Source organism: Variovorax sp. 01N425, from assembly GCF_056399465.1.
In genome coordinates, this window is record NZ_JBFTRJ010000007.1 from 88267 (window position 1) to 110159 (window position 21893).

Sequence of the window (21893 nt, forward strand, 5' to 3'; positions counted from 1 at the left end):
GATGCCGCTGCTCAATGTCGAAGACCACCGGCGCCGTGCGCGCCGGATGTTGCCGCGCCTCGTGTTCGACTATGTCGACGGCGGTGCCGAGGACGAGCGCTGCCTGCAGCGCAACCGCGATGCGCTCGAACAGCTGCCGCTGATTCCCGAATGCCTGCGCGACACCAGCACGGTGGACATCGGCATCGAACTGTTCGGCCGCCGCTGGCGCGCGCCTTTCGCGGTCGCGCCCATCGGCCTGGCCGGCCTGGTGCGCCCCGGCGCCGACGCCCTGCTGGCCCGCGCGGCCCAGGGCGCGGGCGTGCCCTTCGTTCTCTCAACCGCATCGAACACGCGCATCGAGGACGTGCGCGCGGCCGCGCCCGACGCCACGCTGTGGATGCAGCTGTACGTGATGGGCGAGCGCGCCATTGCCGAGCGCATCGTGCGGCGCGCACGCGCGGCCGGCTTCGAGGCGCTGGTGCTCACGGTCGACGTGCCGGTCAGCGGGCTGCGCGAGCGCGACCTGCGGCACGGCTTCCGGTTGCCGATGCGCCTCACGCCCGCCACCGTGCTCGACATGGCGCGCCATCCGGCGTGGCTGATGCGGCTCGCACGCAGCGGCATGCCGCAGTTCGCGAACCTGCTGCCGGACGACGACGGCGCGCCCGTGTCCGCGCAGGCGCAGGCGCAGGCCGCGCTGCTCTCGCGCACCATGGACCGCCGGCTCACCTGGGAAAGCCTCGCCTGGCTGCGCAAGCTCTGGGACGGCCCGCTGCTGGTCAAGGGCCTGCTCGGCGCCGGGGACGCGCGGCGCGCCGTGCGCCACGGCGCGGACGGCATCGTGGTGTCGAACCACGGCGGCCGCCAGCTCGATGCGGCGCCCGCGAGCATCGCCGTGCTGCCCGCCATGGTGGATGCCGCCGGCGGGCGCATTCCGGTGCTGATGGACGGCGGCATCCGGCGCGGCAGCGACGTGGTGAAGGCGCTGGCACTGGGCGCGCGCGGCGTGCTGGCCGGACGTGCGCCGCTCTACGGCCTGGCCTGCGGCGGCGAGCAAGGCGCGCTCTCTGTGCTGCAGCTGCTGGCGCAGGAAATCGAACGCACCATGACGCTGCTCGGCGCCACGCGCGCGGCCGAACTCGGGCTGCGCCACGTCGGCCGGCCCGAGCCGCCGCCCAAGGAAACCCTGCAAGGGAAACCCGCCATTTACGCGGCGCGCGCCGCTGCCTAGATTGCACGGATTAGTTCAGAAACATAACGAAGGAGACCATGAAAACCCACCGCCACCCCCATCATCCGAAGCGCCCCGCTGCGCCGGCCCTGATCGCCATCTGCGCCGCCCTTGCACTCGGCACGCCCGCCGTGCAGGCGCAGGACAAGGCCGTGCAGATCAAGCTCTCGAGCTGGGTGCCCGCGCAGCATCCGCTCAACCCCGCGCTGCAGGCCTGGGCCGACGACATCAAGAAGGCGTCGAACGGCAGCATCACCGCGATCCTGTTTCCATCGGAGCAGCTCGGCAAGGCCTTCGACCACTACGACATGGCGCGCGACGGCATCGCCGACTTCGCCTACGTGAACCCCGGCTACCAGCCCGGCCGCTTTCCGGTGATGGCGGGTGCGTCGCTGCCCTTCCTGTTCGCCAACGGCAAGGAGGGCTCGGCCGCCATCGACGCCTGGTACCGCAACTACGCGGCCAAGGAAATGAAGGACGTGAAGTACTGCTTCGCGTTCGTGCACGACCCCGGCACCTTCCACTCGCGCAAGAAGATCACGCTGCCCACCGACATCAAGGGCATGAAGGTGCGGCCCGCCACCAGCACCGTGGGCCAGCTGATCACCTCGCTGGGCGGCACCAACGTGCAGGCCTCGGCGCCCGAGTCGCGTGACATGCTGGAGCGCGGCGTGGCCGATGCCATCACCTTCCCCTGGGGATCGATCGGCCTGTTCGGCATCGACAAGGTGGTCAAGTACCACATGGACGCGCCGCTCTACGTCACGCCCTTCGTCTGGGTGATGAACAAGGGCAAGTACGACGCCATGTCCGCCGGCCAGAAGAAGGTGATCGACGAGCACTGCACCAGCGAGTGGGCCCAGAAGGTGGCCGGGCCGTGGGCCGACTTCGAGTTCGGCGGGCGCGCGAAGATCGCCGCGCAGCCGGGCCACGAGGTCTACAAGCTCACGCCGGAGCAGCTCGATGCCTGGCGCAAGGCCGCAGCACCTTCCGAGGCGCAGTGGGCCGACACCGTGAAGAAGGCGGGCGAGGATCCAAAGGCCGTGATGGATGCGCTCAAGGCCAGCCTCGCCAAGTACAAGTCGGCGCTCTGAGCGATGGCTGCCCGGTCCGTCCGCTACATGGACCGCGCGATCAACACGATCGAATGGCTTGCCGCCATCTTCGTGGGGATCGTCGCGCTCAACATCTTCGTGGCCGTGGTGCTGCGCAAGTTCTTCGACACCTCGATCCCCGACGCCTACGACTTCGGCCGCATGCTGCTGGGCATCCTGATCTTCTGGGGCATTGCGGCCACCAGCTACCGCGGCGGCCACATCACGGTCGACCTCGTGTGGACGGCCGCGGGTCCGCGCATGAAGCGCGTGATCGACGTGTTCGCCACGCTGGTGCTGCTGTTCGTGGTGGCGGTGCAGACGGCCATGCTGTTCGACAAGGTGCGCGGCACCTACGTGGACAACGTGCTGACCTACGACATGAACATTCCCACCTGGCCGTTCTATGCCGTGGCCTGGGCCGGCGACGTGTGCGCGGTGCTGCTGATCGCCATCCGCACCTATCGGCTGATCTTCCATCCCGAGCAGCTGGAAGAAGTCCACGCTGAACAGAAAGCCGATGAATGAGCCCCGATGCAGTTGCGATTCTTGGCTTCGTGGTCCTCTTCGCGCTGATGCTCTTGCGGGTGCCGGTGGGCATGGCGATGGGCCTCGTGGGCGTGGCGGGCTACAGCTATCTCGTGGGCCCCGGGCCCGCGCTCAAGCTGGTCGGCCAGACCTCCATGCGCACCGTGACCGACTACACCTTCGGCGTGATCCCGATGTTCATGCTGATGGGCGCGCTGGTGTCGGTGTCGGGCGTGAGCCGCGAACTCTTCAAGGCCGCCAACTCGATGATCGGCCACATGCGCGGCGGGCTCGGCGTGGCCACCGTGGTGGCCTGCGGCGGCTTCGCGGCGATCTGCGGCTCCTCGGTGGCCACGGCCGCCACCTTCTCGGCGGTGGCCTATCCGGAGATGCGGCGCTTCAACTACCCGCAGTCGTTCTCCACCGGCGTGATCGCCGCGGGCGGCACGCTGGGCGCCATTCTTCCGCCTTCGACGGTGCTCGCGGTCTACGCCATCCTCACGCAGCAGGACATCGGCAAGCTCTTCATGGCCGGCATCGTGCCCGGCATCCTGGCCATGGCGATGTACGTGCTGACCATCGCGATCATCGTGAAGGCGCGGCCCGGCTGGCTGCCCGGCGGCGAGGTCAAGCCGTGGTCGGAACGCCTCGATGACCTGAAGAACGTGTGGGCGCCGCTGGTGCTGTTCGTGTTCGTGATCGGCGGGCTCTACGGCGGCTTCTTCACGCCCACCGAGGCCGGCGGCGTGGGCGCGAGCGGCGCCTTCATCCTCGGGCTGCTGCGGCGCAAGCTCGACGGCCCGAAGATCCGCGAGGCGCTGCTGTCGGCCACGCGCACGGCGGCGGCGGTGTTCACGGTGCTGATCGGCGCGCTGCTGTTCGGCTACTTCCTCACCATCACGCAGAGCCCGCAGAAGCTCACCGAATTCCTCACCGGCCTGGGCATCGGCCGCTACGGCGTGCTTGCGCTCATCATGCTGATGTACCTGGTGCTGGGCTGCCTGATGGACGCCATGGCCATGATCATCCTCACGGTGCCGATCATCTTTCCGGTGATCGTGCACCTGGGCTTCGATCCGATCTGGTTCGGCGTGATCATCGTGATGACGGTGGAACTGGGGCTGATCCATCCGCCGGTGGGGATGAACGTGTTCGTGATCAAGAGCGTGGTGAAGGACGTGAGCTTCACCACCATCTTCAAGGGCGTGCTGCCGTTCATCGTGACGGACATCGTGCGCCTGGTGATCCTGATCGCGTTCCCCATCATTGCCCTGTGGCTGCCGACGAGAATGAACTGATGAGCATGGCCAAGGAAATCATCTACACCGCACGCGTCGAGTTCGGCGACTGCGATCCCGCCGGCATCGTCTGGTTCCCCAACTTCTTCCGCTGGATCGATGCGGCGTCGCGCCACTTTTTTGCCGAATGCGGCGTGCCGCGCTGGGAAGAAACGGCCGAGACGCTGGGCGTGATCGGCACGCCGCTGGTCGACACGCACACGCGCTTCGTCAAGGCCGCGAGCTACGGCGACACGCTGCAGATCGCGGTGCGCGTCACCGAGTGGCGCGACAAGAGCTTCGTGCAGGCCTACCGCGTGCTGCGCGGCGACGAGCTGATCCTCGAATGCGAGGAGGTGCGCATCTTCGCGGCCAGGCGCGAAGGCGGCGGCATCCGCGCGGTGCCGATTCCGCCGTCCATCCGGGCGCTCTGCGACGAGGCCGCGTCTTAGAATGGCCCGATGAACTGGCGCACTCTTCTTCCGCTCGCTTTGCTCGTCACCGGCTGCTCGACGCTCCCCAACGAGGTGGTGCCCGTGCGCGAAGGCGTGCTGCGCGCACCCACGTACACGCAGGCCGCCGACCATTGCAGCGCCAAGGGCCAGACGCCGCGCTGGCTCGGCAAGGCGCCCGCGGAGGCCGGCGTGCTGTTCCAGTGCTACTGAGCCAGTTCGGCCGCGGCCCGGCAACGACCCGGCGCCGCCGCGGGACATAGCCAAAAAGGTTGACGCTCGTTGTGGTGCGGTGCAACAATCCCGCATCTTTATTTCGGAGCCCCGTGCGTGGACAGTGCCAGTTGGATCAGTGACAAGACGCGTGCCTCGGCAGGCGTGACACATCCGGCCCTCTAGCGCAGGCTCTTTTGCGCTGCGGCCGCCGTGCACGCAGCCTGACCCGTTCGCCATCCGAGGCGGGCGGCTCCCTCTTCCGAATCCCGCCGTTCTTCGTCACTGACTTTTTCAGTCAGCTTGCGTGTGTCCGTGCACGGGGCCCTTCATTGCGAAGGAGCCTTGCCATGCGCCAATTCCAGTCTCGTCAGCAACAGCTAAAGCAGCCGGTGCAGGAAACCGCTCGCCCGTCTGCGTCTGCGCCTGCGCGCGCGGTCACGGCGCAGGACATCGACAACGAAATGCTGGATCGCGCCGCCGCGCTCTGGACCACGCGGCGCATCCGCAGCTTCTTCCTGCTGCTCGAGCGGCCGCCGCGCGCCGGGCAGCGCTGACGCGCCGCACTGCCACCTCCCGCCGCACGACACGCAAGAAACAAGGAGGCCCGATGGACCCCGCTTCTCATGGGCGCCCCTGCGCGCCACCCCTCTTCCGCCCGACCGGCCACACCGAAATGCAGCGCGCCGCGCCGCAAGGGGATTCCCACGCCTGATTGACGCGGGAGGTTCTTCCCTTCGCGGCCGGCGCCGTGAAGGAATAAAAAATGAAGAACGTCCTGAAGTCCTTTTTCGAGAGCTTCCTGCGCAGCCGCCGCATGCTGCATCACTTCGAGCGCTGGCAGGCACTGCTGGGCCCGAAGCCCGCGGGCACCGCCTCGGCGGCCATGCCGTCCGGCATCGCCCAGGCACTGTCCGCCGCATCGCGCGCCGATGCCGCCGCACTGCTCGCAAGCCTCCACAGTTCGCCGCAAGGCATGGCCGAAGACGAGGCCCTGGCGCTGCGCAGGCAGTTCGGCGGCAACGAGGTGCGCCACGAGCAGCCGCTGCCGTGGTGGACGCACCTGTGGCAGTGCTACCGCAATCCGTTCAACCTGCTGCTGACCGTGCTGGCGCTGGTCTCCTACGTGACCGAGGACATGAAGGCCGCGCTCGTGATCGGCAGCATGGTGGTGCTGTCGACCGTGCTGCGCTTCCTGCAGGAATCGCGCTCCGGCAAGGCCGCCGAGCGGCTCAAGGCGATGGTGAGCAACACCGCCACCGTGCTGCGGCCCACGCCCGGCGCTGCGAGCGCGCTGCGCATCGAAGTGCCGATGCGCGACCTGGTGCCGGGCGACGTGATCGCGCTCTCGGCCGGCGACATGATCCCGGCCGACTGCCGGCTGCTCGCGGCCAAGGACCTGTTCATCAGCCAGTCGGCGCTGACCGGCGAAGCGATGCCCGTGGAGAAGTTCTGCATCGACCGCGGCAGCCATGAAGCCGGCGTGCTCGAGCGCGACAACCTGCTCTTCATGGGCACCAGCGTGGTCAGCGGCACCGCCTCCGCGCTCATCGTGCACACGGGCAACCGCACCTTCTTCGGCGCGCTGGCGCAGCGCGTGACCGCCGCCGACCAGGGCACCAGCGCGTTCCAGGCCGGCATCAACCGCGTGAGCTGGGTGCTGATCCGCTTCATGCTGGTGATGGCGCCGCTGGTGCTGGTGATCAACGGCCTGGCCAAGGGCGACTGGTGGGAGGCGGCGCTGTTCGCGCTGTCGATCGCGGTGGGCCTCACGCCCGAGATGCTGCCGATGATCGTGACCGCTGCGCTGGCCAAGGGCGCGGTCGTGATGTCGCGGCAGAAGGTGATCGTGAAGCGGCTCGAAGCGATCCACAACTTCGGCGCCATGGACGTGCTGTGCACCGACAAGACCGGCACGCTGACGCAGGACCGCATCGTGCTGGAGCGCCACACCAACGCCTGGGGCGAGGCCTCGGACCACGTGCTGCAGATGGCCTACCTGAACAGCTTCCATCAGACCGGCCTGAAGAACCTGCTCGACAAGGCGGTGCTGAACCATGCCGAGGTGCGGCTGGAAACGCGGCTGCAGACGGCCTGGCGCAAGATCGACGAGGTGCCCTTCGACTTCGCGCGCCGGCGCATGTCGGTGGTGGTCGAGAACGGCGGCAGCGAGCACCTGCTGGTCTGCAAGGGCGCACTGGAAGAGATCCTCTCGGTCTGCAGCTCGGTCGAGCGCGGCGACGACGTGCTGCCGCTCGACGCCGGCCTGCTCGCACGCATCCACGCCATCGCGTCGGAGCTCAACACCCAGGGCCTGCGCGTGGTGGCCGTGGCCAGCCGCGTGCTGGCCGCCGGGACGCAACGGCAGGCCCAGGTGGCCTACGGCGTGGCCGACGAAACGGCGCTCACGCTGCTGGGTTATGTCGCCTTTCTCGATCCGCCGAAGGAGTCGACCGCACCCGCGCTGCGCGCGCTGGCCGAGCACGGCGTGGCCGTGAAGGTGCTGACGGGCGACAACGAGCTGGTGGCGCGCAAGGTCTGCGGCGACGTGGGCATCGAGGTTGGCCGGGTCGTGCCGGGCCGCGAGATCGAAGAGTTGGACGACGCCGGCCTGTGCGCGCTGGTCGAGCGGCACCAGGTGTTCGCCAAGCTCACGCCCGCGCACAAGGAGCGCATCGTGCGTGCGCTGCATGCGAACGGGCACGTAGTGGGCTTCATGGGCGACGGCATCAACGATGCGCCCGCGCTGCGTGCGGCCGACATCGGCATCTCGGTGGACGGCGCGGTGGACGTGGCCAAGGAATCGGCCGACATCATCCTGCTCGAGAAGAGCCTGATGGTGCTGGAGCAGGGCGTGGTGGAAGGCCGCCGCACCTTTGCCAACATGCTGAAGTACATCAAGCTGACGGCGAGCTCGAATTTCGGCAACGTGTTCTCGGTGCTGGTGGCGAGCGCGTTCCTCCCCTTCCTGCCGATGCTGCCGCTGCATCTGCTGGTGCAGAACCTGCTGTACGACGTGTCGCAGATCGCGATTCCGTTCGACAACGTCGACGCCGAGTTCCTGCGCAAGCCGCAGAGCTGGAACCCGGCCGACCTGGGCCGCTTCATGCTGTTCTTCGGGCCGCTGAGCTCGGTGTTCGACATCCTGACCTACGCCGTGATGTGGTTCGCGTTCTCGGCCAACACGGTGGCGCACCAGGCGCTCTTCCAGTCGGGCTGGTTCATCGAAGGCCTGTTGTCGCAGACGCTGGTCGTGCACCTGATCCGCACGCGCAAGATCCCGTTCCTGCAAAGCCGCGCAGCCTGGCCGCTGCTGGCGATGGGCGCGGCGATTGCGGCGGCGGGCATCTGGCTGCCGATGGGGCGGCTCGCGCACTACTTCAGGCTGCAGGCGCTTCCGCTGGCCTACTTTCCATGGCTCGCAGCGATGCTGGCGGGGTATGCGACGCTCACGCAGGCGGTCAAGGGGTGGTATGCGCGGCGGTTTGGGTGGCAGTGATGTTTTGCTTTGTTCTTGGCGCTGTTGTTCAGGGCGCGTGCACAGGCCACCGGGTACTCCCCTCCGCGAATGTCCCCCGCCTTCGGCTCCTCCTTTATTTCGCTGCGGGGAGCACCCGATGCCCTGTGCACCTGGGCACGCTCGTGGTGCACCGCTGATCAACCAGTGCTCTGATCACGCTCCCGTCGATGGGGTGCCTTGCGCAGCGAAATCAAGGGGGAGGCCGCAGGCCGGAGGACATTCGCGGAGCAAGGTACCCCGTCGGCGGGAGCGCGCCCCGAAAAAACAAGGACAAAAAAAAAGCACCGCCGCAAAGCGATGCCGTTTTTTATAAGAACCGGAGCGGACCGAACGGGGCCGCTCAGACGCTCATGATCGAGACAGCCTTGGTGTTCAGGTAAGCCTCGAGCGCCTCCGGGCCGCCTTCCGAGCCGTAGCCCGAATCCTTCACGCCGCCGAAGGGCATTTCGGGCGAGGGCGCGGCGGGCTGGTTGATCCACAGCATGCCGAGCTCGAGCTTCTGGCTCAGCAGGTGCGCGTTCTTGATCGACCGGGTGAAGGCATAGCCGGCCAGGCCGAACGGCAGGCGGTTGGCTTCGGCGATGGCTTCTTCCAGCGTGTCGAAGCCGCGGATCGCCGCGATCGGGCCGAAGGGCTCGTTGTTGAACACGTCGGCATCGAGCGGCACGTCGGTCAGCACGGTGGGCGCGAAGAAGTTGCCGGTGTCGCCGACGCGTTCGCCGCCGGCCGCCACGGTGGCGCCCTTCTTGCGCGCATCGTCCAGCACATGGGCCATGGCCGTGAGGCGGCGCGCGTTGGCGAGCGGGCCCAGGGTCGTGCCTTCGGCCAGGCCGTCGCCGAGCTTCAGGCCTTCGGTGTACTTGACCAGCGTGCGGGCGAATTCCTCGCGCAGGCTGTTGTGCACCAGGAAGCGGGTCGGCGAAATGCAGACCTGGCCCGCATTGCGGAACTTGGCGGCGCCCGCGGCCTTCACGGCCAGCGCCACATCGGCGTCCTCGGCCACGATGACCGGCGCGTGGCCGCCCAGCTCCATGGTGACGCGCTTCATGTGCGAGCCGGCCAGCGCGGCCAGCTGCTTGCCGACCGGAGTGGAGCCCGTGAAGGTCACCTTGCGGATGATCGGATGCGAGATCAGGTAGTTCGAGATTTCGGCCGGGTTGCCGAACACCAGGCCCACGGTGCCGGGCGGAATGCCGGCATCGACGAAAGCCTGCAGCAGCGCGGCCGGCGAGGCCGGGGTTTCTTCGGGTGCCTTCACCAGGAACGAGCAGCCGGTGGCCAGCGCGGCGCCGAGCTTGCGCACGATCTGGTTGATGGGGAAGTTCCAGGGCGTGAACGCGGCGACCGGGCCCAGCGGCTCCTTGATCACCAGCTGCTGCGCGGCCAGGTTGCGCGAGGGCACGATGCGGCCGTAGACGCGGCGGCCTTCATCGGCGAACCACTCGATGATGTCGGCGGCAGCCAGCGTTTCGCCCTTGGCTTCGGCCAGCGGCTTGCCCTGCTCCTGCGTGAGCAGCCTGGCGATTTCAGGGGCGCGTTCGCGGATCAGGCCGGCGGCGCGGCGCATGACGGCGGCGCGCTCGTTGGCGGGCGTGTTGCGCCACTTTTCGAAGCCGCGCTGGGCGGCGGCCAGGGCGCGGTCGAGGTCGGCGATGCTGGCATGCGCCACCTTGCCGATGGCCTTGCCGGTGGCGGGGTTCACGACGTCCAGCGTCTTGCCGCCGGTGGCGTCGACCCATTCGTTGTCGATCAGCAGGCGGGTGTCGGTGTAGGTGGCGGTCATGGCGAACTTTTCCTTCGAGGACTGGATGATGGTGAAAAGGGGAAATCTGGGTGCGCGGCGCGGCACCCGGAAGGTGCGCTTGCGACAACGGCGGCAAATTGCCGCCGGGTGCATAGATTAACCCGAGTTCGCCAAACCCGCCGGCGCCGGGAAACCGGCCCCTTTTGCCGTTGCCGCCGTGACGGCCGCTACAGGATCAGCAGCGCGCGGAAGTCGTTGACGTTGGTGTTGGTGGGGCCGGTCACGAACAGGTCGCCGATCGCGTCGAAGTAGCCGTACGCGTCGTTGCGGTCGAGGTGGTCCGACAGCTTCCTGCCGGCCGCGCTGGCACGCGCCAGCGTGTCGGGCGTGACGAAGGCGCCGGCGTTATCTTCCACGCCGTCGATGCCGTCGGTGTCGGCCGCCAGCGCCCACACCTGCGGCTGGCCCATGAGCGCGCCGGCCAGGCCCATGCACAGCTCGCCGGCCCGCCCGCCCCGGCCCTTGGCCTGGCCAGGCTGGCGCGGGCGAATGGTCACCGTGGTCTCGCCGCCCGAAAGAATCACGCAGGGCCGCGCGAACGGCTGGCCGCGGTGGGCCACGGCGCGCGCCAGCGCGGCATGCACCTTGCCGACCTCGCGCGATTCGCCTTCGATCTCGTCGCTGAGGATGTGCGCCTCGATGCCGGCCGCGCGCGCCGCCTTGGCCGCGGCTTCGAGCGATTGCTGGGGCGTGGCGATCAGGTGGACTTCATGGCCGTTGAAGACCGCGTCGTCCGGCTTCGGGGTTTCGAGCTCGCCGCTTTCGAGCTGCGCGCGCACCGGTGCCGGCACTTCGATGCCGTAACGGTCGAGGATGGCCAGCGCGTCGGCGCAGGTGGTGGCGTCGGGCACCGTGGGGCCGCTCGCGATGACGGCCGGATCGTCGCCGGGCACGTCGCTGATGGTGAGCGTCACCACGCGCGCCGGCGCGCACGCCGCCGCAAGACGGCCGCCCTTGATGCGCGAGAGGTGCTTGCGCACGCAGTTCATCTCGCCGATGCCGGCGCCGCTGTCGAGCAGCTGCTTGTTGATGCGCTGCTTGTCGGCCAGCGTGAGGCCTTCGGCCGGCAAGACGAGCAGCGAGGAACCGCCGCCCGAGATCAGGCACAGCACGAGGTCGTCGGCCGTGAGGCCTTGCGCGAGCGCGAGGATGCGCGCCGCCGCCTGCTGCCCCGCCGCATCGGGCACCGGATGCGCGGCCTCGACGAGCTCGATGCGCTGCGGCACGCCCTCGGGGCGCGGCGGGATGTGGTCGTAGCGCGTGACGACCAGGCCCGACAGCGGCGCATCGGCCGGCCACAGGGCCTCGAGCGCCTGCACCATCGAACCGCCCGCCTTGCCGGCGCCGAGCACCAGCGTGCGGCCCTTGGGCGGCTTGGGCAAATGCGCGCCCAGCGTGGACAGCGGCAGCGCGCGGTCCACCGCCACGCGGTAGAGATGTTCGAGGAAGGCGCGCGGCGCTTCGCGCGGATCGGGTGCGGGGCCGAAGGAAGGGTTCGATGCGGTCATGGCTTGCTTTGTCTCCATCGGGCGATTGTGCGGCGAACGGCGGCCGGCTCTCTTGACCGCGGTCACTGTCCAATCCAGCTAGTTGGTCTTGGCGCCGGCCTGGAACCAGCGGCCGATCAGCGCGCGTTCTTCGTCGGTGATGCCGGTGGCGTTGTTCATCGGCATGATCTTCGTGACCACCACCTGCTGGTAGATGGCCTGCGCATGCGCCGCCACCTGCTCGGGCGAATCGACGCGCACGTTCTTCATCTGCACGGCCTCGCCATGGCACATGAAGCAGCGCTGCTCGAGCACCTTCTGCACGTCCTTGAATGCCACGGCGGGCGCTGCTGCCGCAGCCACAGGCGCGGCCGCCGGCTCGGGCTTCATCCAGACGATGGTGAGCCCCAGCACCACGATGCCGATCAGCGCATAGGGCAGCGGGTTGCCCGCGTTGCCGAGCTTGAAGCGGTGCCGCACCACGAAGAACTGGCGAATGGCCGCGCCGCCCAGCATGATCAGCAGCAGCACGATCCAGTTGTACTTGTTCGTGTAGGTGAAGCTGTAGTGGTTGCTCAGCATCGCGAACAGCACCGGCAGCGTGAAGTAGGTGTTGTGCACGCTGCGCTGCTTGCCGCGCTGGCCGTGCACTGGATCGACCGGCCGGCCTTCGCGCAGGGCCTGCACGTTCTTGCGCTGGCCCGGAATGATCCAGAAGAACACGTTGCCGCTCATCGTGGTGGCCATCATCGCGCCCACCAGCAAGAAGGCCGCACGGCCCGCGAACCACCGGCAGGCCAGCCAGGTCGCAAACACGATGAAGAGCGCGATCAGCACGCCCACGATGGTGTCGCCGTTCTTGCGGCGGCCGAAGATCTGGCAGATGCCGTCGTAGACCATCCAGAACACCACGAAGAAAGCCAGCGCCACGCCAATGGCGGCGCCCGGCTGCCAGTCCATCTTCGACTTGTCGATCAGGTAGGTGCTGGCGTTCCAGAGGTACGACATGGTGAAGAGCGCGAAGCCCGTGAGCCATGTGGAGTAGCTCTCCCAGTACGACCAGTGCAGGTGGTCCGGCAGCCGCTTGGGCGCCAGCGCGTACTTCTGCATGTTGTAGAAGCCGCCGCCATGCACGGCCCATTGCTCGCCGCCCACGCCCTTGTCGAGCGACTCGGGGTCTTGCGGCTTCTCGAGGCTGTTGTCCAGCATCACGAAGTAGAAGGAGGCGCCGATCCAGGCGATGGCGGTGATGACGTGGACCCAGCGCAGCAGCAGGTTGGCCCAGTCGAGGTAATAGCTTTCCATGTGTGGTGCTCTCTCTCAACCCCGTCGGCGCGTGGGGGCGCCGCGAAGGGGTTTCTTCAGCCTGCTCACCACTGCGGGCGCTGTAAGCAGAGAAAGTGCCGCGAACGCAGGCTCCATGAAATGGGCCTCGCTCCGCTGCGGCTTGTTGTGGACCGAAAGTGTATACAGTTTTGGCAAGTGGCGGGATGCTTTTTTTGAAGGCGTCGCCGCCGGGAAAACCCTGTTCAGCCCAGTGATTGCAACAACTGTGCCGCCACTGCCACCGCGATCACCTCGGGCTCCTTGCCGGTGATGCCGGGCACGCCGATCGGGCAGGTGATGCGCGCCAGTTCCTCGGGCCTGAAGCCGCGCGCCTCGAGCCGGTGGCTGAAGGTGGCCCACTTGGTCTTGCTGCCGATCAGGCCGATGTAGGGCAAGTCGCCATGCGTGCGCAGGCGCTTGAGGCAGGCGATGACGATGTCCAGGTCTTCGGCGTGGCTGAAGCTCATGATCAGCACGCGGCTGCCCGGCGCGAGCGCGGCCACGGCGTCCTGCACGGGCTCGGAATGCTCGGTCTCGATCTGCGCCGGCAGCGCATCGGGAAACACGCCGTCGCGGCTGTCGATCCAGCGCACCGTAAACGGCAGCCCCGCCAGCAGCCGCGCAAGCGCAGCGCCCACGTGGCCGCCGCCGAACAGCGCCACCGGCTGAAGCTGCCCGACCAGTTCGCGCTGCAGCACCGGCGCATCGGCCGCCGTGATGCGCCGGTAAGAGAGAAACATCACGCCGCCGCAGCACTGGCCCAGGCTCGGGCCGAGCGGGTAGCGCTCGATGCCGTCGATGGCGCGCCGCCCCGCGAGCAGTTCGCGCGCTTCCCGCGTGGCCTGGAATTCGAGCTGGCCGCCGCCGATGGTGCCCGTGAGCCCTTCGGCCCACACCGCCATCCAGGTGCCCGCCTCGCGCGGCGCCGAGCCCTGCGTGGATTCGACGCGCACCAGCACCGCGTCTTCGCGGGCGAGGCGCGCCAGCAGCTGATCGACCAAGCCGTTCATTCTCGATACCTTCGGTTGCGGGGATGCGCGCGACTCACTGTATAAACCCGGCGATGAACCGTCAGCTTACGCCGCGCCGCCTCGCCCTTCTTGCCTCTTCCCTCTGCGCCCTCTGGATCGCCGGATGCGGCACCACCGGCCCCGGCGCCGGTTCTGTGCCGGGCCAGCTGAGCGGGGCCACGGCCGACCGCAGCGCCAGCGGCCCCGCGCCGCGCGCATCGAATGCGGCCACCGCGCGCGACTATCGCCGCGATGCCGCGCGCCACATCTACGAGATCAACCGCTCGCGCATCTACGGCGGCCAGCTGCCGCCGCTGCTCTATGCCGTGGGCACGCTGCAGGTGAACCTCGATGCCGGCGGCCGCGTGGTGTCGATGCACTGGATGCGCGCGCCCAAGCATGCGCCCGAGGTCATCGCCGAGATCGAACGCGCCGTGCTGCAGGCCGCGCCCTTCCCCGCCGCCACGCGCCTCGGCCCGGTCACCTGGACCGACACCTGGCTGTGGGACAAGAGCGGGCGCTTCCAGCTCGACACGCTGACCGAAGGCCAGTCCCAGGGGGATTGACACCTCAGGACCCGCGGTAGGTCGAGTAGCTCCACGGGCTCACGAGCAGCGGCACGTGGTAGTGCTGGTCGGTGTGCGCCACACCGAAGTCCAGCGACACCTTGTTGAGGAAGTTCGGCTCGGGCAGCTTCACGCCGCGCACCTTGAAGTAGCCCGCCACGTCGAACACCAGCCGGTAGGTGCCGGCCTTGAGCGAGTGGTTGTCGTAGAGCGGCGCATCGCTGCGGCCGTCCGAATTCAGCGTGAAGCGCTTCACCAGCGTGGCGTCGTCGCCTTGGGTGGTGTACAGCGCCACCTCCATGCCGGCCGCGGGGCCGCCGTGCATCGTGTCCAGTACGTGAGTGCTCAAGCCCATGGGGCGCTCCTTCGAAGGTCGATCAGCTGCGGGAAATTCCGGTGGACAAAAGTGTATACAGTTACCGGCTTTGGGTCTATCATGAAAAACATGGAGTCCTCCACCACCCGTTCGATCGTCGACGCGCTCACCAAGGCGATCGTCGACCACCGGCTGCAGCCCGGCACCAAGCTGGCCGAGCAGAAGCTGGCCGACCACTTCGGCGTGTCGCGCACGCTGGTGCGCCAGGCGCTGTTCCAGCTGTCGCAGAACAAGCTCATCCGCCTGGAGCCCGCGCGCGGCGCCTTCGTGGCGGCCCCGGCCGTCGACGAGGCCAGGCAGGTGTTCGCGGTGCGCCGCATGCTCGAGGCCGAGATGACGCGCGAGTTCGTGCGCACCGTCACGCCGGCCAAGATCAAGGCGCTGAAGGAGCACGTGGCGCTCGAAAAATCCGCGGTGTCGGGCGAGGACATCTCGGGCCGCACCGAACTGCTCGGCGACTTCCACGTGCGCATGGCCGAGCTCATGGGCAACCAGGTGCTGGCGCAGATCCTCGGCGAGCTGATCTCGCGCTGCGCCCTCATCACGCTCATGTACCAGAGCACCAGCGCGGCCGAGCACTCGAACGACGAGCACGCCGACATCGTGAAGGCGCTGGCCGCGCGCGACGAGGAGCGCGCCGTGCGCCTCATGACCGAACACCTGGAACACGTCGAAGCCAACCTCACCTTCGACCGCAAGGTGCCCACCAACGACATCTCGCTCGCCCTGTCCTGAACGAACGCCCATGACCGTCTACGACACCACCCTGCCCTACCCGCGCGACCTCGTCGGCTACGGCCGCAATCCGCCCCATGCCCAGTGGCCCGGCGGCGCGCGCATCGCGGTGCAGTTCGTCCTCAACTACGAAGAGGGCGGCGAGAACGCCACGCTGCACGGCGACGCGGGCTCCGAGCAGTTCCTTTCCGAGATGTTCAATCCGGCGAGCTTTCCGGACCGGCACATCAGCATGGAAGGCATCTACGAATACGGCTCGCGCGCCGGCGTCTGGCGCATCCTGCGCGAGTTCGAAAAGCGCGGCCTGCCGCTCACCGTGTTCGGCGTGGGCATGGCGCTCGCGCGCTACCCCGAGCTGGCCGCGGCCTTCAAGGAACTCGGCCACGAGATCGCCTGCCACGGCTGGCGCTGGATCCACTACCAGAACCTCGACGAGGCCACCGAGCGCGAACACATGCGCCTGGGCATGGAAGCCATCGAAAAGCTCACGGGCGAACGCGCCCTGGGCTGGTACACCGGCCGCGACAGCCCGCGCACGCGCCGCCTCGTGGCCGACTACGGCGGCTTCGAATACGACAGCGACTACTACGGCGACGACCTGCCCTTCTGGATGAAGGTGCAGAAGACCGACGGCAGCGTGGTGCCGCAGCTCATCGTGCCCTACACGCTCGACTGCAACGACATGCGCTTTGCGCTGCCGCAGGGCTACTCGCATGCCGATCCGTTCTTCCAGTACATGAAGGACAGCTTCGACGCGCTCTATGCCGAAGGCGATCCGCAGGGCGACAACAGCCCCAAGATGATGAGCATCGGCATGCACTGCCGCCTGCTCGGGCGGCCCGGCCGCATCACCGCGCTGCAGCGCTTTCTCGATCACATCGGCCAGCATGAAGGCGTGTGGATCTGCCGGCGCGTGGACATCGCGCGCCATTGGAAGCAGGCCCATCCCTTCGAAGCGGCCGCCACCGGAGACCCGTCATGAGCCTGACCCTCGACCAACTGAATGCAGCAACGCCCGGCGATGCCGTGGCGCTGCTCGACGGCACCTACGAACATTCGCCGTGGATCGCCGAGCGCGCGCTCGCGGCGCGCCCGTTCCGCTCGCTCGCGCACCTGAAGCATGCGCTCGTGCAGGCGGTGGCCGCGGCCTCGACCGACGAAAAGCTGGGCCTGATCCGCGCCCACCCCGAGCTCGCGGGCAAGGCCATGGTCAGCAAGACGCTCACGGCCGAGTCGACCCATGAGCAAGGCAAGGCCGGCCTCACCGACTGCACGCCCGAAGAGTTCGCGAAGATCCAGCAGCTCAATGCCGACTACAACGCGAAGTTCGGCTTCCCGTTCATCCTGGCGGTGCGCGGGCCGCGCGGCACCGGGCTTTCCAAGCGCGAGATCATCGACACCTTCGAGCGCCGGCTGCACCATCACCCGGACTTCGAGCTGGGCGAGGCGCTGCGCAACATCCACCGCATCGCCGAGATCCGGCTCAATGACAAGTTCGGCGCCGACGTCTCGCTCGGCAACGACGTGTGGGACTGGCACGAAGCGCTCTCGGCGCACACCGACCCGGGCTACGCCGAGAAAGGCCAGCTCACCGTCACCTACCTGACCGATGCGCACCGCGCCTGCGCCGCACAAATTTCCGGCCTGATGCGCGACTGCGGCTTCGACTCGGTGCACATCGATGCGGTCGGCAACGTGGTCGGCCGCTACGAAGGCAGCACGCCCAATGCGAAGGCTTTGCTCACCGGCTCGCACTACGACACCGTTCGCAACGGCGGCAAGTACGACGGCCGCCTGGGCATCTTCGTGGCCGTAGCCTGTGTGCGCGAACTCAAGCGCCAGGGCCGGCGCCTGCCGTTCGCGTTCGAGGTGGTGGGCTTTGCCGAAGAGGAAGGCCAGCGCTACAAGGCCACCTTCCTGGGCTCGGGCGCGCTCATCGGCCACTTCGACCAGCGCTGGCTCGACCAGAAGGATGCCGACGGCATCACGATGCGCGAGGCCATGCGGCATGCCGGCCTCGACGAAGCCGAGATTCCCAAGATCCAGCGCGACCCGGCGCGCTACCTCGGCTTCGTCGAGGTGCACATCGAGCAGGGCCCGGTGCTGACCGAGCTCGACATCCCCCTGGGCATCGTCACCTCCATCAACGGCGGCGTGCGCTACGTGGGCGAGATGATCGGCATGGCCAGCCATGCCGGCACCACGCCGATGGGCCGGCGCCGCGATGCCGCCGCCGCAGTGGCCGAACTGATCCTCTTCGCCGAGCAGCGCGCGGCAAAGGACGGCGACTCCGTCGCCACCGTGGGCATGCTCGAAGTGCCGAGCGGCTCGATCAACGTGGTGCCCGGACGCTGCAAGTTCAGCCTCGACATCCGTGCGCCCAACGATCCGCAGCGCGACGCCGTGGTGCGCGACGTGCTGGCCGCGCTGCAGGAGATTGCCGACCGCCGCGGCGTGCGCTTCGTCATCGAGGAAGCCATGCGCGCGGCCGCCGCACCCAGCGCGCCCGCATGGCAGCAACGCTGGGAAAAGGCCGTCGAATCGCTCGGCGTGCCGCTCTTTCGCATGCCCAGCGGCGCCGGCCACGACGCAATGAAGCTGCACGAGGTGATGCCGCAGGCCATGCTCTTCGTGCGCGGCATCAACTCGGGCATCAGCCACAACCCGCTCGAATCGAGCACCAACGACGACATTCAATTGGCTGTGCAGGCCTTCCAGCACCTGCTGGACAGCCTCGCCGCCGAACAAGCCCACTGAAAAGAAAAACCATGACCGACTACGCCAAGCTCGACGCCTGGATCGACGCCCACTTCGACGAGGAAGTGCGGTTCCTGCAGCAACTGGTGCAGGTGCCCACCGACACGCCGCCCGGCAACAACGCGCCGCACGCCGAGCGCACGGCAGAGCTGCTGAAGGACTTCGGCCTGGACGCCGAGAAGCACGCGGTGCCGGAACAGGAAGTGAAGGACTACGGCCTCGAGTCGATCACCAACCTGATCGTGCGCCGCAAGTACGGCAAGGACGGCGACGGTGGCCGCACCGTGGCCCTGAACGCCCACGGCGACGTGGTGCCCCCCGGCGAAGGCTGGACCCACGACCCTTACGGCGGCGAGATTGCCGATGGCAGCCTCTACGGCCGCGCCGCCGCCGTGAGCAAGAGCGACTTCGCGAGCTTCACCTTCGCGCTGCGCGCGCTCGAAGCCGTGGCCAAGCCCGCCAAGGGCAGCGTCGAGCTGCACTTCACCTACGACGAGGAATTCGGCGGCATCCTCGGCCCGGGCTGGCTGCTCAGGCAGGGCCTGACCAGGCCCGACCTGATGATCGCGGCCGGCTTCAGCTACGAAGTGGTCACCGCGCACAACGGTTGCCTGCAGATGGAAGTGACGGTGCACGGCAAGATGGCCCACGCCGCCATTCCCACCAGCGGCATCGATGCGCTGCAGGGCGCGGTGAAGATCCTCAACGCGCTCTATGCGCAGAACACGCTCTACCAGCAGGTGACCTCGAAGGTCGAGGGCATCACGCACCCCTACCTCAACGTGGGCCGCGTCGAAGGCGGCACCAACACCAACGTGGTGCCCGGCAAGGTGGTGTTCAAGCTCGACCGCCGCATGATCCCCGAGGAGAACCCGGTCGAGGTCGAAGCCACGATCCGCAAGGTGATCGCCGATGCGGCCGCGGAAAGCACCGGCATCACGGTCGAGATCAAGCGCCTGCTGCTCGCCAATTCGATGAAGCCGCTGGCCGGCAACAAGCCGCTGGTCGATGCGATCCAGAAGCACGGCCAGCAAGTGTTCGGCGAGCCCATCAAGGCCATGGGCACGCCGTTGTACACCGACGTGCGCCTCTACGGCGAAGCCGGCATTCCGGGCGTGATCTACGGCGCCGGCCCGCGCACGGTGCTCGAATCGCATGCCAAGCGCAGCGACGAACGCGTGGTGCTCGAAGACCTGCGCCGCGCCACCAAGGTGATCGCGCGCACGCTGAGCGACCTGCTGGCCTGATCCGAAGCGGCAGGCGGCGCCCGCATTGCGGGCGTCCGACGCCGCGCATCAGTCGCCGCCTACATCGGTCCGCGCGCCGGCGCGCAGCATCGGCTGCATGACCGAACGCAGTTCCACGCCCACCCTCACGGCCGATGCCCATGCGGTCGTGCATCGCTTCGCCGAGCTCGACGGGATGCAGGTCTTCTACCGCGAAGCCGGCCCGCGCGACGCGCCGGTGCTGCTGCTGCCGCACGGCTATCCGTGCTCGTCGTTCCAGTACCGCCGGCTCATGCCTTTGCTGGCGGACCGGTGGCGCCTGGTGGCGCCGGACTACCCGGGCTTCGGCCTCAGCGACACGCCCCCCGCCGAGGCCTTCGGCTTCGACTTCGATGCCTATGCGGGCTTTCTCGAAGCCTTCTGCCGCAAGCTGGGCCTTGATCGCTATGCGCTCTACCTGCACGACTACGGTTCGCAGATCGGCCTGCGCCTGGCCATCCGGCATCCGGAGCGCGTGGCCGCGGTGATCATCCAGAACGGCGACATCTACGAAGACACGCTCGGCCCCAAGTACCGCGCCATCCAGGCCTTCTGGCGCGATCCGTCGGCCAGCAACCGCGCGGTGCTCGAGAAGGCGGTGAACGAAGAAGGCTTTCGCGCCGAGTTCGTCGGCGAGGTTTCCGAGGCCCAGGCGGCGCAGATTCCACCCGACCTATGGAAGCTGCACTGGCCGCTGATGAACACGCCGCAGCGCAGGGAACTCGCGCGCCAGCTGATGGAGGGCCTGAAGGAAAACCTCGAATGGTTCCCGCGCTACCAGGCCTTCCTGCGCGAGCACCAACCGCCCGCGCTCATCGTCTGGGGGCCGAACGACGGCTACATGCCCGAGGCGTCCGCGCGCGCCTACCTGCGCGACCTGCCGAAGGCCGAGCTGGTGCTGACCGACGGCGGCCACTGGCTGCTCGAGACGCACCTCGCGCAGGTGGTGCCGGTCATCCGGCGCTTCCTGTCCGCGGCCCACTCGCGCTGAGCGCAATCTCCCGCGTCACGCGCAGGAACTTCTCCATGTCGGCCGCCGAGTGGCAGTGCAGCGGCGAAACCCGCACGGTGCCTTCGAGGCCAAAGGAGTCGAGCATGCGCTTGGAGTAGATGCTGCTCGCCACGCGCTCGTAGACCGTCACGCCGCGCAGGCCGTACTCGACCACGGCTTGCGTGCAGTCGAGGTGCTCGAAGCCGATGCCGATGATCAGGTCGCGCTTCGTCAGGTCCGGATGGTCGAGGAAGACCTTCACGCCCTCGATGCTGCGCAGGCCGGGCACGCCGCCGCTTCCGTCCAGCAGCGCCGACAGCAGCGCCCGCTCGTGCAGTTCGATGTGCGTGATGCCGGCTTCGAACAAGGCGCGGCGCCCGGTGGCCTGCGTGAAATGGCCGCCGAGCCAGCACACGTAGTCGACGATTTCGGTGAGCACGGCAAACTGCCACGGGGCCGAGCTGCCCAGGTCCCAGAAGTCGGGCTTCTTGCCCGCGAGCTTGTGGTGCGGCAGCTGCGCCGCGCGCTCCGACACCCACGACAGGCCCGAGCCGCGGCAGCCGAAGAACTTGTAGGGCGCCATGTTGATCCCGTCCACCGGCGTCTTCTGCAGGTCGATCAGGCCGTGCGGTGCGTGCTGCACGGCATCCACCACGATGTAGAGATCGGGCTTGATCTCGCGCGCGCGCCGCACGATCTGCTCCAGGTCGAGCTTGGCGCCGGAGATGTTCGAGGCATGGATCACGTTGAGCAGGCAGGTGTCCTTGTCCACCAGCCGCACGATCTCGTCGGCATCGACGCCGCCGGTCTCGCGGTTGCTCCTGGCCACCCGCAGCTCGCGGCCGGCCTTCTGGGCATAGAGGCTCATCGCATCGAAGGACGAGGGATGCTCGAGCACGGTGGTGACCATGTTGGTGCCCGGCACGTTCTCGGCCACCGCGCGCACCATGTCGAACATCGCGCCCGATGCCGTCAGCGACGCATAGACGCTGCCGCCCTGCGCGTTGAGGATGGTGCGTACGTCGTCGGTGCCCCGCGCCTGGATCTGCTGCAGCTCGACGGCGGTGGCGTGGATGCGCTCGGCGTTGTCGGGAATGGCATCGACCTGCGCGAAGCGCTCGGCCGCCGCCTTGAGCCGGAACGAGCCGCCGGCATTGTCGAAGTAGAGGCGCTCGCGCCCGTGGTGGTCGTGGTCGACGTGGAGAAAGCGCTGCTTCACCTCGCGCATCAGCGCATCGGGGAACGCCAGGCCACTGGCGTGTCGTGTGTTGGCCGGCAT

The 21893-nt window shown here is 68.1% G+C and carries 20 protein-coding genes; 14 read left to right on the forward strand and 6 right to left on the reverse strand.

The features are described from left to right. The first annotated feature begins 1 nt into the window (after position 1). The 8 genes from AC1DSC_RS14120 to mgtA all read left to right on the forward strand — a co-directional run bounded on the left by AC1DSC_RS14120 (position 2) and on the right by mgtA (position 8276). The gene (locus AC1DSC_RS14120) at positions 2 to 1213 is read left to right on the forward strand and encodes an alpha-hydroxy acid oxidase (RefSeq protein WP_436287897.1); all 1212 of its coding nucleotides are present in this window, start codon (positions 2 to 4) and stop codon (positions 1211 to 1213) included. A 38-nt stretch (positions 1214 to 1251) separates the two neighbouring features. Continuing rightward, the gene (locus tag AC1DSC_RS14125; protein WP_015866689.1) at positions 1252 to 2307 is read left to right on the forward strand and encodes a TRAP transporter substrate-binding protein; all 1056 of its coding nucleotides are present in this window, start codon (positions 1252 to 1254) and stop codon (positions 2305 to 2307) included. A gap of 3 nt (positions 2308 to 2310) precedes the next feature. Continuing rightward, on the forward strand, positions 2311 to 2835 hold the full coding sequence (locus tag AC1DSC_RS14130) for a TRAP transporter small permease (RefSeq protein ID WP_015866690.1): 525 nt from the start codon (positions 2311 to 2313) through the stop codon (positions 2833 to 2835). Then, on the forward strand, positions 2832 to 4133 hold the full coding sequence (locus tag AC1DSC_RS14135; RefSeq protein ID WP_369663307.1) for a TRAP transporter large permease: 1302 nt from the start codon (positions 2832 to 2834) through the stop codon (positions 4131 to 4133). Before AC1DSC_RS14130 ends, AC1DSC_RS14135 begins: the two co-directional genes overlap by 4 nt. Further along, positions 4133 to 4564 carry an acyl-CoA thioesterase gene (locus tag AC1DSC_RS14140; protein WP_015866692.1) on the forward strand — a complete coding sequence of 144 codons (432 nt, stop codon included), beginning with the start codon at positions 4133 to 4135 and terminating at the stop codon, positions 4562 to 4564. Before AC1DSC_RS14135 ends, AC1DSC_RS14140 begins: the two co-directional genes overlap by 1 nt. A 9-nt stretch (positions 4565 to 4573) precedes the next feature. Then, positions 4574 to 4777: a hypothetical protein gene (locus tag AC1DSC_RS14145; protein WP_018905350.1), complete on the forward strand. Its 204-nt coding sequence runs from the start codon at positions 4574 to 4576 to the stop codon at positions 4775 to 4777. A gap of 350 nt (positions 4778 to 5127) precedes the next feature. Further along, the gene (locus tag AC1DSC_RS14150) at positions 5128 to 5334 is read left to right on the forward strand and encodes a hypothetical protein (RefSeq protein WP_015866694.1); all 207 of its coding nucleotides are present in this window, start codon (positions 5128 to 5130) and stop codon (positions 5332 to 5334) included. A 209-nt stretch (positions 5335 to 5543) separates the two neighbouring features. Continuing rightward, positions 5544 to 8276, forward strand: a complete 2733-nt coding sequence (gene mgtA / locus AC1DSC_RS14155) for a magnesium-translocating P-type ATPase (protein ID WP_369663308.1) — start codon at positions 5544 to 5546, stop codon at positions 8274 to 8276. A gap of 361 nt (positions 8277 to 8637) precedes the next feature. Here the strand turns inward: mgtA and AC1DSC_RS14160 are convergent, their stop codons facing one another. The 4 genes from AC1DSC_RS14160 to xdhC all read right to left on the reverse strand — a co-directional run bounded on the left by AC1DSC_RS14160 (position 8638) and on the right by xdhC (position 13924). Then, the gene (locus AC1DSC_RS14160) at positions 8638 to 10080 is read right to left on the reverse strand and encodes an NAD-dependent succinate-semialdehyde dehydrogenase (RefSeq protein ID WP_369663309.1); all 1443 of its coding nucleotides are present in this window, start codon (positions 10078 to 10080) and stop codon (positions 8638 to 8640) included. 188 nt (positions 10081 to 10268) lie between these two features. After that, the gene (locus AC1DSC_RS14165) at positions 10269 to 11609 is read right to left on the reverse strand and encodes a glycerate kinase type-2 family protein (RefSeq protein WP_369663310.1); all 1341 of its coding nucleotides are present in this window, start codon (positions 11607 to 11609) and stop codon (positions 10269 to 10271) included. Between the two features lie 78 nt (positions 11610 to 11687). Beyond that, a complete protein-coding gene (locus AC1DSC_RS14170) occupies positions 11688 to 12893 on the reverse strand; it encodes a urate hydroxylase PuuD (protein WP_478131823.1) in 1206 nt (401 codons plus the stop codon). 224 nt (positions 12894 to 13117) lie between these two features. Further along, entirely contained in the window at positions 13118 to 13924 is an 807-nt protein-coding gene (xdhC, locus tag AC1DSC_RS14175; protein ID WP_369663312.1) for a xanthine dehydrogenase accessory protein XdhC, read from the reverse strand. 53 nt (positions 13925 to 13977) lie between these two features. Between xdhC and AC1DSC_RS14180 the strand changes: the two genes are divergently transcribed. After that, positions 13978 to 14490 carry a hypothetical protein gene (locus tag AC1DSC_RS14180; RefSeq protein WP_278875260.1) on the forward strand — a complete coding sequence of 171 codons (513 nt, stop codon included), beginning with the start codon at positions 13978 to 13980 and terminating at the stop codon, positions 14488 to 14490. 4 nt (positions 14491 to 14494) lie between these two features. Here the strand turns inward: AC1DSC_RS14180 and uraH are convergent, their stop codons facing one another. Continuing rightward, on the reverse strand, positions 14495 to 14845 hold the full coding sequence (gene uraH, locus AC1DSC_RS14185) for a hydroxyisourate hydrolase (RefSeq protein ID WP_369663313.1): 351 nt from the start codon (positions 14843 to 14845) through the stop codon (positions 14495 to 14497). Positions 14846 to 14935: 90 nt separating this feature from the next. On the opposite strand from uraH, the gene AC1DSC_RS14190 reads away from it, so the two are divergent. The 5 genes from AC1DSC_RS14190 (at position 14936) to AC1DSC_RS14210 (ending at position 20614) form a co-directional block, all read left to right on the forward strand. Further along, positions 14936 to 15601 carry a GntR family transcriptional regulator gene (locus tag AC1DSC_RS14190; RefSeq protein WP_230537845.1) on the forward strand — a complete coding sequence of 222 codons (666 nt, stop codon included), beginning with the start codon at positions 14936 to 14938 and terminating at the stop codon, positions 15599 to 15601. Between the two features lie 10 nt (positions 15602 to 15611). Beyond that, complete coding sequence (puuE, locus tag AC1DSC_RS14195; RefSeq protein ID WP_369663314.1) at positions 15612 to 16583, forward strand: allantoinase PuuE; 972 nt, start codon at positions 15612 to 15614, stop codon at positions 16581 to 16583. Further along, positions 16580 to 18358 carry a 2-oxo-4-hydroxy-4-carboxy-5-ureidoimidazoline decarboxylase gene (uraD, locus tag AC1DSC_RS14200; protein WP_369663315.1) on the forward strand — a complete coding sequence of 593 codons (1779 nt, stop codon included), beginning with the start codon at positions 16580 to 16582 and terminating at the stop codon, positions 18356 to 18358. The genes puuE and uraD overlap by 4 nt, the downstream gene beginning before the upstream one ends. Before the next feature lie 11 nt (positions 18359 to 18369). Continuing rightward, the gene (locus AC1DSC_RS14205) at positions 18370 to 19605 is read left to right on the forward strand and encodes a M20 family metallopeptidase (protein WP_369663316.1); all 1236 of its coding nucleotides are present in this window, start codon (positions 18370 to 18372) and stop codon (positions 19603 to 19605) included. Positions 19606 to 19702: 97 nt separating this feature from the next. After that, entirely contained in the window at positions 19703 to 20614 is a 912-nt protein-coding gene (locus AC1DSC_RS14210) for an alpha/beta fold hydrolase (protein WP_369663317.1), read from the forward strand. On the opposite strand, the gene AC1DSC_RS14215 is transcribed toward AC1DSC_RS14210, so the two are convergent. Next, entirely contained in the window at positions 20577 to 21893 is a 1317-nt protein-coding gene (locus AC1DSC_RS14215) for an aminotransferase class V-fold PLP-dependent enzyme (protein ID WP_369663318.1), read from the reverse strand. The genes AC1DSC_RS14210 and AC1DSC_RS14215 overlap by 38 nt on opposite strands.